12 protein-coding genes and 1 pseudogene are annotated in these 14,472 nt (G+C 68.8%); 3 read left to right on the top strand and 10 right to left on the bottom strand.

The window, feature by feature from the left end; genetic code table 11:
* Positions 1 to 82: 82 nt before the first annotated feature.
* The 7 genes from GOALK_RS06510 to nadB all read right to left on the bottom strand — a co-directional run bounded on the left by GOALK_RS06510 (position 83) and on the right by nadB (position 7,093).
* The gene (locus GOALK_RS06510) at positions 83 to 2,407 is read right to left on the bottom strand and encodes a heavy metal translocating P-type ATPase (RefSeq protein ID WP_006358008.1); all 2,325 of its coding nucleotides are present in this window, start codon (positions 2,405 to 2,407) and stop codon (positions 83 to 85) included.
* Entirely contained in the window at positions 2,407 to 2,631 is a 225-nt protein-coding gene (locus GOALK_RS06515) for a hypothetical protein (protein WP_006358009.1), read from the bottom strand. Before GOALK_RS06515 ends, GOALK_RS06510 begins: the two co-directional genes overlap by 1 nt.
* A gap of 1 nt (position 2,632) precedes the next feature.
* Positions 2,633 to 2,839, bottom strand: a complete 207-nt coding sequence (locus GOALK_RS06520) for a heavy-metal-associated domain-containing protein (protein WP_006358010.1) — start codon at positions 2,837 to 2,839, stop codon at positions 2,633 to 2,635.
* A 47-nt stretch (positions 2,840 to 2,886) separates the two neighbouring features.
* Entirely contained in the window at positions 2,887 to 3,180 is a 294-nt protein-coding gene (locus tag GOALK_RS06525) for a metal-sensitive transcriptional regulator (protein WP_006358011.1), read from the bottom strand.
* Positions 3,181 to 3,350: 170 nt separating this feature from the next.
* Entirely contained in the window at positions 3,351 to 4,196 is an 846-nt protein-coding gene (locus tag GOALK_RS06530) for a hypothetical protein (protein WP_006358012.1), read from the bottom strand.
* Between the two features lie 165 nt (positions 4,197 to 4,361).
* A complete protein-coding gene (locus GOALK_RS06535) occupies positions 4,362 to 5,366 on the bottom strand; it encodes an alpha/beta fold hydrolase (protein ID WP_040004047.1) in 1,005 nt (334 codons plus the stop codon).
* A gap of 74 nt (positions 5,367 to 5,440) precedes the next feature.
* On the bottom strand, positions 5,441 to 7,093 hold the full coding sequence (nadB, locus tag GOALK_RS06540; RefSeq protein ID WP_006358014.1) for an L-aspartate oxidase: 1,653 nt from the start codon (positions 7,091 to 7,093) through the stop codon (positions 5,441 to 5,443).
* Between the two features lie 132 nt (positions 7,094 to 7,225).
* Here nadB and GOALK_RS06545 point away from each other — a divergent pair, with 132 nt between their 5' ends.
* Positions 7,226 to 8,761, top strand: a complete 1,536-nt coding sequence (locus GOALK_RS06545; RefSeq protein WP_006358015.1) for an FAD-dependent oxidoreductase — start codon at positions 7,226 to 7,228, stop codon at positions 8,759 to 8,761.
* A gap of 11 nt (positions 8,762 to 8,772) precedes the next feature.
* On the opposite strand, the gene GOALK_RS06550 is transcribed toward GOALK_RS06545, so the two are convergent.
* Positions 8,773 to 9,669, bottom strand: a complete 897-nt coding sequence (locus tag GOALK_RS06550) for an SDR family NAD(P)-dependent oxidoreductase (protein ID WP_006358016.1) — start codon at positions 9,667 to 9,669, stop codon at positions 8,773 to 8,775.
* A 124-nt stretch (positions 9,670 to 9,793) separates the two neighbouring features.
* On the opposite strand from GOALK_RS06550, the gene GOALK_RS06555 reads away from it, so the two are divergent.
* Complete coding sequence (locus GOALK_RS06555; protein WP_006358017.1) at positions 9,794 to 11,386, top strand: phytoene desaturase family protein; 1,593 nt, start codon at positions 9,794 to 9,796, stop codon at positions 11,384 to 11,386.
* A gap of 14 nt (positions 11,387 to 11,400) precedes the next feature.
* Complete coding sequence (locus GOALK_RS06560; RefSeq protein WP_006358018.1) at positions 11,401 to 11,835, top strand: SRPBCC family protein; 435 nt, start codon at positions 11,401 to 11,403, stop codon at positions 11,833 to 11,835.
* 54 nt (positions 11,836 to 11,889) lie between these two features.
* Here the strand turns inward: GOALK_RS06560 and GOALK_RS06565 are convergent, their stop codons facing one another.
* Positions 11,890 to 13,359 (bottom strand): aminotransferase class I/II-fold pyridoxal phosphate-dependent enzyme, encoded by a 1,470-nt coding sequence (locus GOALK_RS06565; RefSeq protein WP_035753828.1) that lies wholly within the window; start codon positions 13,357 to 13,359, stop codon positions 11,890 to 11,892.
* Between the two features lie 49 nt (positions 13,360 to 13,408).
* A pseudogene (locus GOALK_RS06570) lies at positions 13,409 to 14,457 on the bottom strand (hypothetical protein).
* Positions 14,458 to 14,472: the final 15 nt, after the last annotated feature.

Below are 14,472 nucleotides of genomic sequence, written 5' to 3' on the forward strand. Positions count from 1 at the left end.
GACGACACTATGTCGCCGGCGCCTCTCTGGAGAGTTGCTCTCAGGGGCGGTTCTCAGTTGGGCGTGTTTTCCGGGGCGGTTCTCAGCGGGTCGGGGAGAACCGGCGCAACCGCAGGCTGTTTCCCACGACGAACACCGAGGAGAGTGCCATCGCAGCCCCGGCGATCATCGGATTCAGCATTCCGGCGGCCGCCAACGGGATCGCGGCGACGTTGTAACCGAAGGCCCAGAACAGGTTTCCCTTGATCGTGCCGAGGGTTCGACGCGCCAGTCTGATGGCGTCGGCGACCACGCGTAGGTCACCGCTCACAACCGTGAGGTCGCTGGCCGCCATCGCAACGTCGGTGCCGGTGCCCATGGCGAGACCGAGGTCCGCCTGCGCCAGTGCCGCGGCGTCGTTGATGCCGTCGCCGACCATCGCCACCACGCGGCCCTGCTCCTGGAGTTCGGCGATCACCTCGAGCTTGCGCTGCGGGCTGACACCCGCGGTCACGTCGTCGATCCCGACCTCGTCGGCCACTGCGCGGGCCGCACCCTCGTTGTCGCCGGTGAGCAGCTTCGGCGTGAGACCCAGGCGCCGGAACTCGGCGATGGCCTCTGCCGACGACTCCTTGATCCGGTCGGCCACCGCGATCACGCCGACCGGAACCGGTTCGGACGCATCCTCTTTCGTATCCCCGACAAGCACGACGACCGCTGTCGCGCCACCCGACTCGGCGGTCGACACCGCGGTCGCGAGGTCGGCGGGTATCTGTACGGTCACCTTGCTGGGCGAGAGGACCCGGACTCGCCTGTCTCCCACGGTGCCGGCAACACCGGCACCTTGCGTGGACACGAAATCCCGGGCCTTCTCCGACACGTGCTCACGCCCCGCGTCGACGACGGCGCGTCCGATCGGGTGCTCCGACCCGGCCTCCACTGCCGCCGCCCACGCGAGGACCTGCGACTCGTCCCTACCGGCGGCCGCGGTCACCGTCGACACCGACATGTCGCCGGTGGTGACGGTGCCGGTCTTGTCCAGCACGATGGTGTCGACGCGCCGGGTCGACTCCAGCACCTCGGGCCCCTTCAGCAGGATGCCCAGCTGTGCGCCGCGGCCCGTGCCGACCATCAGAGCGGTCGGAGTGGCGAGCCCGAGCGCACACGGGCAGGCGATGATGAGGACCGCCACCGCCGCGGTGAAGGCGAAGGTCACGTCACCGCCTGCGAAGTCATCCAACGACGCCGCACCCAGCCAGAAGCCCAGCGTGGCAACGGAGATCGCGATCACCGCGGGCACGAACACCGAGGAGATGCGGTCGGCCAGACGCTGCGCGTCGGCCTTGCCCTCCTGCGCGGCGGCGACCATGCGTGCCATCTGCGAGAGCGCGGTGTCGGAACCCACCGCGGTCGCCCGGACGACGAGCAGTCCGCTGGTGTTGACGGTGGCGCCGATGACCGCATCACCCGCGGTCACCTCGACCGGGATCGATTCCCCGGACACCATCGACGCGTCGATTGCCGAAGCACCCTCGATCACGACGCCGTCGGTCGCGATCTTCTCTCCCGGCCGCACGACGAACTCGTCGCCGACGACCAACTGGCCGATGGGAATTCGGGTCTCGACGCCGCTCTCTGAATCCTGGGCCCGCTCGCTTCGCTCCCGGCGCCCGCGGACCACGACATCCTTGGCCCCGAGGTCCATGAGTGCACGTAGTGCATCACCGGCGCGCCGCTTGGATCGCTTCTCGAAGTAGCGACCCGCCAGCAGGAAGGTCGTGACGGCCGCGGCCGCCTCGAGGTAGATGTGCGATGCCCCATCGGTTCGTTGGGGCAGCAGGTCGAATCCGTGGGTGAGGCCGGGCGTACCGGCCGTGCCGAGGAAGAGGGCGTACAGCGACCAGCCGAACGCGGCGAGCGTGCCGACCGACACGAGCGTGTCCATCGTGGTCGCGCCGTGCCGCAGGTTGATCCAGGCCGCGCGGTGGAACGGGTAGGCGCCCCACACGACCACCGGCGCGGCCAGCGTCAGGGACAGCCACTGCCAGTAGGTGAACTGCCAGGCCGGGATCATCGCCAGCGCGATCACCGGGACCGACAGCACCGCCGACACGATCAGCCGCTGCCGAAGCGCGTCGAGTTCCGGATCTGCGGTCGGTGCGGTGTCGGTCGTGTCCGCTTCCGACCCGGTCGGCGGGTCGGGCAGGATCGGCGCGGCGTCGTAACCGGCGGCCCGGACCACCTCGATGAGGTCGTCGGCGGCGAGACCGGTGGGGACCTCGACGTGGGCGCGTTCGGTCGCGTAGTTCACCGAGGCGGTCACGCCGTCGAGTTTGTTGAGTTTTCGCTCGATGCGGTTCGCACACGACGCGCAGGTCATGCCGGAGATGTCGAGGTCGACCAGTTGCAGGCCAGGACTCGCGGACATCAGTGGTCGCCTCCATTCGTCACGTCGCCGTGATCGGTGTCGGTGTGTGTCGTGTCGCCTCGTGGGCTGGAGTCGGGAACGGTCGTCTCTACGACGCCGTGCGAGGGTGCGTCGTGGGTGACCGGCTCGGGTTGCGGTCCCCATGCCCGGCCGACACCGAAGGCGATCGCGAAAGCGGCGATCAGCGCGACGACGTAGGCCAGAGGACCCGTGGGGATGCTCATGTCAGACCAGTGAATACCCGGCTTCGGCGACCGCTCCGGCGATCTCCTCGCGCGGGATCTCACGATCGGCGACGACGCGCACGGCTCCGTTCTCGAGGGTGACGTCGACGCTGGTCACGCCGGCGATCTCCTCGATCTCCTCGCGGACGGAGGCGACGCAGTGGCCGCAGGTCATGCCGGTGACGGTGTAGTTGCTGGTGGTGCTCATCCGTACTCCTCTGGTTGAAGTCTCGTGGGTGTGGCCGGTCGTCGACGTCAGGACTTCACGAGCCGCGCGATCGCGGCCATGGCCTCGTCGACCTTCTCCTTGCCGGCCGCGTCGCTCTCCTGCGCGGCGCGCACGACGCAGTGGGCCATGTGCTCCTCGAGCAGACCCAGGCTGACCGCCTGCAGTGCCTTGGTCATGGCCGACACCTGGGTGAGGATGTCGATGCAGTACGAGTCCTCTTCGACCATGCGCTGCAGCCCACGTGCCTGACCCTCGATGCGGCGGAGTCGCTTGAGGTAGTCGTCCTTGCGGCCGATGTAGCCGTGCTGGTGCTCGTCCATGTCGCTCCTGTTGTGACGGGTACCCCTCAGGGGTATGCCTCACCAGGTATACCAGCGTTCAACCGTCGACGGTACCCCCCTACCGTATGTGATCTCGATCGGCGGCCGTCGAGCGCGAGCGCAACGCGTAACCCCGACACGGGCGCGTCGGGGTTCGGAGATCGCGGGAGCTACGGCCGCAATGCGGCGGCGAGGCGCGCCAGAGCTACGGCGACGTCGTCGAGGGCCGCGCTGATCTCGGCGCGACGTGCGGCTTCGGCTGCGGAAACCGGCTCCGAGGAATGGTCGGCAACCTCTGCCTGCGCATCCGGGACAACCCCGGGCGGGACAGCTGCGCCCGCCGGAGAAGCGGCCTGCGGCACCACCGGACCGGGTTGCGCCGGGCCGGAAACGTCTCGGCCCGGCGCGACGGACCGGTGGCGTCGGCCGTGGTAGTCCTCGGCGGCGATCGGTTCGGCGTTCGTCGACCGGCGGCCGCCGCGGTATCCCGACTCAGGCGTGGGTTCGGGCTCGGCCCTGTGGGCCGACTCGGGAGCAGGTGCCCCGGCCGGGGGAAGCGGTGCGGGCGGCTGATGCGAGTCCGGCAACCGGTGCGACCCCATCCGCTGCGGATGCGGGGCCGGCGGCTGCGACCCCGTCCGGTCGGGACCGGGAGCAGGGCGTTGATGATGACCGGTTCCGGCACCGGACATCACCGACGGGGCGTGCCCGTTCGAATGCGCATAGAAATGGGGTCCGCCGTGGCCGACGAAGAAGACGCAGCCGACGCCTTCCGGCGATGGGACCGGGCACGGGTTGCGTTCGATGAGGGACTGGGCGCGATCGTCGAAGTCGTTCCACTCGAGCCAGAGGCGGCGGTCGTGCCGCGGGTGGGTGCTCGCATCGGTCGCGTGGTTCCCGCGATGGCCGATCGCGAGACGGCACTGCAACAACCAATCGGAGTCACCCGACAGTCCCAGCGCCGCCCGTTCGGTCGGCCGGCACACCACCGTCGACCAACAGCCTTCGCCGTTCATGCGGACTCCCCTTCATACCTGCAGTACTTCACGTCTACGCGCGCCATCCAGCCATGCCACGCCGGTCTTCGCAGTGGTTCTCGAGTGTTCGTGCCGACCTCGGCTCGCCCCCCGGCAAGCGCCACGGCGTCCCCGGCGGCCGCGGTGCTGTGAAGATCCCGGGCGTCAGTCTACGAAGGAGGCCGGTCCGGTGCCACCCTGTTCGCCCCCGCGCGTCCCGGCGACAAACATCACGATCCGGCGATTCACCTCCTCCGGGCGATCGAGGTGGAGGAAGTGTCCGGCGTCCGCGATGACCGCGGCGGCACTGCCGTCGGGCAACACGCCCCGCACGTGGTCGGTGAATCTCGACTGCATGCAGCCGTCGTCGGCGCCGTGCAGATACAGCGTGCGGCAACGGGGTTCACCCAACCAGGCGTCGCGGAGGTCGGCGTACCGCGGATCGGTCCGGGGTCGGAGCATCGCGCGGTAGTAGCCCAGGGCGGCAGCGCGATGTGCGCGTGTCGGCAGGGCGGCCACGGCACGGTCGACGTCGAGGTCGTAATTCGGCCGCGGGGTTCCGGGGCGTCGGATCCGCCAGCGTCGCCACAGCAGGGGGATCAGCCAGTCGAGACTCCGCTCGGGCAGCCACGGCAATTGGTTGAACCCGATGTACCAGCTCATCGTCGCCTGTCGCGCCAGGAGTCGGACCGCTCCCGGCCCCTCGGCGACCGCGCGCCGGATGGCGGGTATCGGCGGAACAGACATCGCGACCACCGCCGAGTACGGGTTGTCCGAACGGTGCGACAGGGCGTTGACCGTCAACGAACCCCAGTCGTGCCCGATGAGTACCGCGTCGGGACCGGCGCCCACCGCACGGTGGATCTCGCGGGCGTCGTAGGCGAGGGCCGCGACATGAAAGTCCTTGTCCCGCGGGATGTCCGACGGAGCGTACCCACGGGTGAACGGTGCGACGACGCGATATCCGGCGGCGACGAGTTCGGGCGCGAGGAGACGCCACGTCCACGCCGAATCGGGAAAGCCGTGCAGACACACCGCAACCGGGCCGTCGACCGGGCCCCACACCAGCGCGTGGAGGGTGATGTGTCCGAGGTCGATGGTCTCGTGTCGCGGGGTATCGGAGTGGTCGTGGGGTTCGGCGTCGTGCGCGTCTGGTGAGCTGTGGGTCATCGGCGCCAATGTATCGCTCGTATCCGACGACCGCATCTACTTGCGTGTTCGGGTGCGCGGCGCGCGCCTGGTGTTCAGACCGCGATGCCGGCGAATCCCGACTCGCGGATCTCCCCGTCGACGAGGCGGAAGGTGTGGGATTCCCCGACCTCGGCCGTGAGTGGGCAGTCCGTTCGGACGTGAGCGCCACGCGACTCGGTCCGGGCGGTCGCGGCTGCGACGACGGCGGACGCGGTCAGCGTGAGTGCCGCGTCCTCGACCTCGCGCACCGTTGCGGGGATTCGCCGAGGCGCACTCGCGATCGTCGCCGCCGCGGCTGCCAGTCCGTCGGCGGACCGGCGGAGAGCCACCCGGCGCGACATCGTGTCCTGGAGCAGGTCGCGGTCGAGGATCGGCGCCGGTCCCGGCGTCGTGACGGGAACCGGGCGCGTCGGCCGCAGGTGACGTCGTCCAACGGCGACCGCTGCGGCACGGCGTCCCATGACGAGCCCTTCGAGCAGGCTGTTCGACGCCAGCCGGTTGGCCCCGTGCAGGCCGGTCCGCGCGACCTCCCCGGCTGCCAGGAGACCGTCGACGGCGGTGCGCGCCTCGTCGTCGGTCACCACGCCACCGCAGAGGTAGTGGGCGCCCGGCACGACGGGGATGCGGTTGTCGGCAGGGTCGATACCGGCCGCCCGGATTCCGGCGCTCACCGTCGGGAATCGCCGCTCGAAGTCGGGCAACCCACTGATGTCGAGGTAGACGCACGGATGCCCGGTCAGCTCGATGGCGGTCTCCACGGCGTTCGCGACCACATCGCGTGGTGCGAGGTCGCCCATGGGGTGCACGCCGTCGGTCACCGACCGTCCGTGCACGTCGACGAGTCGACCGCCCTCCCCTCGCACGGCCTCGCTGATGAGCGTCCGGCGCCCGCGGGCGCCCGGCGTGTAGAGCATCGTCGGGTGGAACTGGATGAACTCGAGGTCGGCGACGTGCGCACCCGCCCGCAGCGCCAGCGCGATGCCGTCGCAGGTGGCACCGGACGGGTTGGTCGTCGCCGCGTAGAGATGCCCCGCACCGCCCGTGGCGAGCAGGACGGTCGGCGCGTCGACCACGCCCCATCGAGCGTTCCGCAGATACGAGACCCCCGCGACCCGGCCGTCGTCGACCCGGATCCCGGTCACGATGGCGTCGTCGAGAAAGCGGATGCACCGCCCGGGGCCGGCTTCCCGCTGCGCGACGGCGTTGTGGAGCGCTCGCTGGATCGCGGCGCCCGTGGCATCGCCGCCGGCGTGGATGATCCGTCGCACCGAATGGCCGCCTTCACGCGTGCGCAGGAGCTCGCCGTCCGCATCGCGATCGAAGTCGGCGCCCCACGCGATCAGCGCGGACACCGACGACCATCCGTCGGCCAGGATCGGGCGCGACGCCACGGGGTCGGTGAGGCCGCCGCCCGCGGCGAGCGTGTCGGCGAGGTGCAGATCGATCGAGTCGACGTCGTCCGGACCGGTCGAGCGGACATCGGGCATGACCACCGCGACGCCGCCCTGGGCGTAGAACGTCGAGGTCGGCTGCTCCCCACGGTCGGGACGCCAGCTCGGGCCCTTGTTGACCACGACGACCGAGAGTCCGCTCTGCGCAGCGCAGAGTGCGGCGGTCAGGCCCGCGATACCGGCCCCCACCACGACGAGATCGGCACGGTCCGCGTCACCCGCGTCCGCCCCCGGTCCGTATGTGGACGTACTCATGTCATCCGCCTTTCGCCGGTCGTACTGTCTCAACTCCGGCGGGATGTTTTCGATTCCCAGTCGAAAACCCTACCCCGCAGCTCCCGGCGGCGAAATGTTTGATCGCGCCTGATCGCGGCAACCCCGACCACCATGAAAACCCTCTGGTTCGACCCGGCGAACGACTCCGATCACGCCGGGCTCCCCGACGTGCGTCCCGAGACCACCCCGTTCGGGACCGTCGACACCTATGACCAGATCGTCGTCGGCGGGGGCATCACCGGCCTGACCACGGGACTTCTGCTGGCGCGGGCCGGACAGAAGGTCGCCGTCCTCGAAGCCCGCCACATCGGCGCCGCCGCGACCGGCCACACCACCGGCAAGCTGTCGCTGCTGCAGGGCACGCGGTTGTCGTCGATCTCGAGTCGGCACGGGAAGCCCGCAGTGCAGGACTACGTCGACGCGAACCTCGAGGGCCAGGCTTGGCTCCGGCACTACCTCACCCACCGGGGTCTGCAGGTCGACGAGCGTGCGGCGCTGACCTTCGCCGCCACCGCGTCGGGTGCGAAGACCGTGGAGAAGGAGTTCGAGGCCTGCCGGGCGCACGACATCCCGGTCGAACACGTCGACGTTCCGGAACTCCCGTTCGACGTCAAGACGGCCATCCGTCTCGACGGGCAAGCGCAGATCGACCCGATGGTGGTGCTGCGCGCCCTCGCCGACGACCTGCGCGGGCACGGCGGCCACCTGTACGAGGGCGTCCGCGTGCAGGGCTTGCGCCACGGCACGCCGCACACCCTCACCACCGATGCCGGCGACGTCCGAGCCGAATCGGTCGTGATCGCGACCGGTGTTCCGTTCCTCGATCGCGCCGGGTTCTTCGCGCGGGTGCATCCGCAGCGCTCGTACGCGGCGGCGTTCACCGTCGACGAGGAGATCCCGCGCGAGATGTATCTCGGCGCCGACAATCCATCGGTCTCGCTGCGGACCGCGACCCGACCGGGCTACGACGGCGAGCTGCTGATGGTCGGCGGCTTCGGACACGAGGTGGGCCGCACGAAATCCGAACGGCAGCATGCCCTGGACATGATCGCGTGGACCGAGAAGCATTTCCCCACCGCCCGCATGGTGGCGCGATGGTCGGCGCAGGATTACACGACGATCGACGAATTGCCCTACGTCGGACCACTTCTCCCCGGCATGGAGAGCGTTCAGGTCGCCACCGGGTTCGCCAAGTGGGGGCTCACCAACGGCGTCGCGGCGGCGTTGTCGATGACCGGGCGCATCCTCGGTTCGGAACCCCACTGGTCCAAGACCGTTCGCCCCTGGCGCTCCTCCGAGATCACCAAGCCCGGATCACTGGCGTCGGCAGCATCGGCCAACGCGCAGGTGGCGGCCTACATGGTGGGCGGCTACCTCGGCCTGCTGAAACCGGCGAACTCCTCACCCGCCGAGGGCGACGGCAGCGTCGGGCATTCCGGGGCCTCACCGAAGGGCGTGTGCACCGTGGCGGGCCAGACGCAGTCCGTCGCACCGCTGTGCACCCATCTGTACGGCGTGCTGCGCTGGAACGACGCCGAGCAGTCCTGGGACTGTCCGCTGCACGGCTCTCGGTTCAGTCATTCTGGCGAGGTACTCGAAGGTCCTGCGACTCGAAAGCTGTTCTCGCAGGACTCCTCCGACAGCTGATCCGCAGCACGTCACCGCGCGCCGAGAATCCGCTGGAACGCCGGTCCGGTCACCGTCGCGACGGGGCGTTGCAGAGCGCCGGCCAGCAGTCGGACGCCCAGGTCGAGGACCCGTGCGTCGATCCCGACGAGGATTCGGTCGCGGTCGCCCAGCACCCCCGCGAGGATCGCGGTCGCCGCGGCGTCGGGGTGGGCACCTGGCAGTCGCCGGTCGAATCCCTTGGTGACGTACTCTCGCACCGCCGGGTCCACGTACCGGGCCCGCCGGGCGATCGCAGTGTGCACGACCCCCGGGCACACGATATGGATACGGGCTCGGGAGTCGTTCGCGCGCAACTGTTTCTGCATGCTCTCCGAGAACCCGCGAGCAGCGAACTTCGACGCCGAGTACGCGGACTGCGCGGGGGACCCCATCAACCCGAATGCGCTCGAGGTGTTCACGATTCGTCCACCAACGGCATCGACATACGGGAGAAACGCTCGCGTACCGTTCACCACGCCACCGAAGTTGACGGCCATGATCCGCCGTGCGTAGTCGTCGTCCTCGTCGAGGACCGACGCGACCATGGTAATGCCGGCGTTGTTGAACACCAGCGCGGGTGCACCGTGCCGTCGCGTCACCTCGTCGGCGTAGGCGGTGACAGCCACGGCGTCGGCGACATCCACCTCGGTGGCGTCCGGTTCCACCCCATGGCGTGCCACCGATCTCGCGGTCTCGGCGAGGGCCCGCATGTCCACGTCACTGATCAGCACCGGAATCCCCGCCGCGGCCACCCTGTTCGCCAGCGATCGACCCATGCCCGAGCCGGCGCCGGTGATGACGGCGCTCCGCCCCGCACACAACCGGCGGAGGCGTTCGTCGGTGACTCGCGGATGCCACACGTGGCCCAGATTCAGGGAGATCTTCACCGTTTCGGACTACCCGCGCGGTCACGTCCTACACCTTCGCGCCGCGTTTGCCACGCGACCGGACGGGTATCCCTTCCACCCATGGGCCGGACGGCCCGCGTAGCAGCGAAGGGAGTTGGGGCGAGTGTCGGACGCGGTCGTGGTCGGCGCCGGACACGGGCTCATCTCCGCCATCAGGCTGGCCGACGCCGGCTGGGACGTCACGGTCCTCGAAGCCGCCCCCGAGGTCGGCGGCGCGATCAAGAGTGCCGAGCTGACCCCCGGTTATGTCACCGATCTGTTCAGCGCTTTCTATCCTCTTGCGGTCGCCTCCCCCGTGTTCACCGACCTCGCACTCGACGAACACGGCCTGAAGTGGAGCCGGGCACCGCTGGCGTTCGGCCACCCGGCCGGCCCCGAGGACGACGACGCCCCGGTCATCCACCCCGACGCCGCCGACACCGCAGCCCACCTTGCCACCTTCGACCGCCGCGACGGCCAGGCCTGGCTCGATCTGGTCGGTCAATGGGAGACGCTCCGACCCGCCATCCTCAACACCCTCTTCGGGCCGTTTCCGCCGGTTCGCGCGGTCCTGTCCCTCCTGCGCTCGATCGGCACCGCGGAAGCACTGCGTCTCGCGCGGTTCCTGGTGCTCCCGGCCGACCAGATGGTGCGAGAGCTCTTCCGCAGCGAGAAGGCCGGATTACTCATCCTGGGCAACGCATTGCATGCCGACATCCCCCTTCACGCACCGGGGAGCGGCGTGATGGGATACCTGCTGACCATGTTGGGTCAGGACACCGGATACCCGGTTCCAGTCGGTGGGGCGAGCGCCCTCTCGGCCGCACTCCGGCGTCGCGCAGAGAGTGCTGGTGCACAGATACATTGCGGCAGCCGAGTCTCCTGGATCGATGTCCGGGGCGGCCGGGCGGTCGGCGTCGTCGACCGCGGCGGACGGCGGTGGAAGGCCGATCGGGCCGTCCTCGCCGACGTCTCGGCATCTGCGCTCTACACAGAACTGCTCTCGCCAGCCGACGTGCCAGCGCGGGTGCTCGACGACCTCCAGCGGTTCGTCTGGGACACCCCGGTCGTGAAGGTGAACTATGCGATCGACGGGAAGATCCCCTGGCGCAGCTCGAATCTGACCGGAGCGGGGACCGTGCATCTCGGGGCGGACGCACGCAACATCGCCTACTCCACCGCCGACATCGAGACCGGCAACATCCCGGAACACCCGTTCCTGCTGTTCGGTCAGATGACGACGGCTGACGCGGGGAGGTCGCCTACCGGCACCGAGAGCGCGTGGTCTTACAGCCATCTCCCCCGTGGCGTCACCGACGACGAGGCCGCTCGACTCCTCGCCGCTCGAATGGACGAGGTCCTCGAGGAACACGCTCCGGGTGTCTCGGACATGATGGTCGGCCGCCACGTGCAGACCCCACACGACCTGCAGACCGCCAACGCGAACCTCGTTCACGGGACGGTGAACGGCGGTACGGCACAACTGTTCCAGCAGTTGGTCTTCCGGCCGACGCCGAACCTCGGTGGCGCCACGACCCCCGTGGACCGCCTATACCTCGCGGGGTCAGCCGCACATCCCGGAGGCGGAGTCCACGGCGCCTGCGGCAGCAACGCCGCCCGCGCCGCCCTCGCCTCTGACGGCCTGCGCGGGCTACCACGACGGACGTTGAGCCGCACCATCAGCAGACACCTCACCAAGTCCCGAGACAAAGACTGAACGGAGAACATTCCATGAATCGCGTCGAACGCCACACATCCGCAACTCCCGCACAGGTCTGGTCGGTGCTGTCCAACGGTTGGCTCTACGCCTCCTGGGTGGTCGGCGCATCACGCATCCGCGACGTCGATGCCAACTGGCCTCAGGCCGGGTCGAGGATCCACCACTCGGTGGGTGTCTGGCCGGCGCTGCTCAACGACGAGACCACGTCGTGCGAATCCAAGGCCGGGCTGCTGGAGCTCTCCGCCGCCGGCTGGCCCTTCGGTCGCGCCCGCATCCGGATGACGATCGAGAAGGACGGCAACGGCTCGATCATCGGTATGGAAGAGTTCGTCGAGACCGCACCACTGAAATGGATTCCGCCGGTTGTGCAGCAGACGGTCATGTCTCCCCGGCTGAACGAGTGTCTGACCCGTCTGGCAATGCTCGCCGAGCGCCAACCCAGCTGACCTTCCCCGCCGTTCGCGGGTAACCGTCTACATGGCGTCTGCGCCCTTCGATTATCAGGAAGGGCGGCACACGACCTTGATGGTGTCCAGATCGTCGTCTGCGGCATCGGGCAGGTTCATCCCTGCGTTCTTGCCGGTCCGCAGGTACTCGACCACCGCATCGTTCAGCACCTCGCCCGGGACCACCACCGGGATGCCGGGGGGATACGGCGTGATCTGTTCGGCGGCAACATGTCCCGGCGCGTCGTCGAGTGGTACCCGCTCGGTGTCTCCGAAGAACGCATCCCGCGGGAGCATCCTTGTCTCCAGCTGCAGCTCCTCCGGAGTCGGTTGGTGGATCGCCGGAGGATGATCGAAAGATCCTGCGGCGGAAGCGAGGTCGCTCAGCGCGGTGAGCAACCGATCCGCGGTGTCCTCGTCGTCCGCGTGTGAGATGGTGGCGAGGATACGGCGGTGGTCACTCATTCCGACGTCGACGCAGTGGTGCGCTCGGAGCCAGTCCGCACACTGATAGCCGCTGGCCCCGAGATCTCGGACGTCGATGAGGACCTGCATCTCGTCGAGATCGTGACTGGCCTCCTCGTGGAGCAGTTCGTCGTGCATCACGATCAGACCCTCCATCTCGTCGACGCTCCGTCGTATGTGTCGGGCCAACTCCAATCCACCACCGAAGATTTCGCGACCCGATTCGACCATGTTCCGGCGCCAACCGTCGAGCGCGGCGTAAATCGGGACACTCGGGCTCGTGGTCATGAGCAGGTCTGCACACTGGGACAGCCGGGAGCGGTCGATCAGGTCCCCCTGTACGTGGAACACCGACCCCTGTTCGAATCCCGCGCCCATCTTGTGAACGCTGACGACGCACAGGTCGGCTCCGGCATACATTGCCCACGTAGGCAGCTCGTCGTGGAACGGCAGGTGCGCACCCCACGCCTCGTCGACGATCAAGGGCTTGCCGTACTCGTGACACACGTCGGCGATCGCCCGGATGTCCGCGCAGGTGCCGTACGGCGTCGGACTGACGATGAGGAGGCCGGCGGCCTGCGGATCCGTCTCCCACGCCTTGCGTACCTCCTCGGGCGACGGCGGATGCGTCAGGTGGAGATTCTCGTCCCAGCGCGGGCGCACCCACCGTGGACGAAGGCCGGAGAAGATCAACCCGGCGACGATCGACTTGTGCGCGTCCCGGGTGATGAGCAGTTCACCGCCTTCACCGCCGGCCACCGCCATCATCGCTGCCTTCACCGACAACGAACTGCCGCAGGTGGAGAAGAATGCCAGTTCGGCTCCGACGGCATCCGCCATCAGCTCTTCGGCGTCGGACAAGTAGGCGTTGGACATCCGCCTGTCGTCGAGGCCGCCGGACGCGAGGACATCCGATTCGAACGCGGCCGCTCCGATCGTGGTACGGGTGCGCTCGTCGACGCCTCTCCCCTGCCGGTGGCCGGGCGGCGTGTAGCCGTATCGGTTGTTGCGACGGTACTTGTCGAGCGCTTCCAGGAGCGGAGCTCGAGATTGATCCAGAGACGGCATGTCGGACTCCGATCAGTTTGTGGCAGCACGATGCTGCGGGTCAGTGGGATTCGCTCATCTCGCCGCCCTGCGACGACTGCGCTGCGCGGCGCCGCAGGCGTTCCCGATAACCGTACGTCGCCCGGAGCACGTCGTCGTGGCTGTCGGCGCTGGACCCCAGCGCGCCGGCGAAGATCCCCATCGAGGTCGCCAGCCAGGCGAGGTTGAGGTAATTGTTCAGTCCTGCTTGAAATCCGAGCTGTGAGGACAGGAAGGTCTCGTCGATGACGGTCATCGCGGCGACGAGGACCGCGAGGAACAGGCCGACGTAGAGAACCACCGCGCTGAAGACGACGGTGCAGACCGTGGCCGTGTTGTAGAGGCGGGCGCGGGGCCGGTAGGTGTCGGTGGTCCGCTCCCAGAGGCGGTTGTTGACGATCAGCCAGAGCGTCGCCAGCACCATCGACAGTACGGAGATGGCGGCCAGCGCCACGGGCTGAGCGCGTTGGCCATCGACCAGATGGTGGAGAAGAAGACACCGAACGACGCCGCCGCGGCCGCCGCTGCTGTCATACCCGTGAGCATCGGGATCAGACGCCACGGCCGGTTGCCGCGGACCATCCCCGCCGTCAGCAGCGCTCGCGAGACAAGACCCTGGGCCACAACGTATTCCGTCTCGCCGTCCCGTTCGACCACCAGTCCGCGAGACAGTTCGAACGGCTCGGTCGAGGAATCCTTGAGCACGGACACGACCATCGTGATCAGTTTTCCCAGCCGTCGGCGGGGCGAGGGCCCCAGCGCCGGCAGCGAGATCACCGCGGCGCCGCGTTCCCGGTCGAGTTCGGCCAGCACGACGCTGTCCCGGGCACGGGTGTCACCACCGAGCCCACTGAACAGACGGGGCATCTCCGTCACGAAGACCACGACCTCGTCCGGAATCCGGTCGGATCCCCAGACGGTCTCGAGATCACCGCGCGGGGTCATCTGAAGTGTTGTGTCACGGGTGACCGTGACCCCGCGGTAGTCCATACCGAACCGTTCGGCTATGCCGCGAATCCGGTCTTCCCCGTTGGTGATCAGCGTCTCCGGCAACCCGTGCTCGGCCACCATGCGCAGACTCGGGAT

It is taken from the genome of Gordonia alkanivorans NBRC 16433, assembly GCF_000225505.1.
Taxonomy (GTDB): domain Bacteria; phylum Actinomycetota; class Actinomycetes; order Mycobacteriales; family Mycobacteriaceae; genus Gordonia; species Gordonia alkanivorans.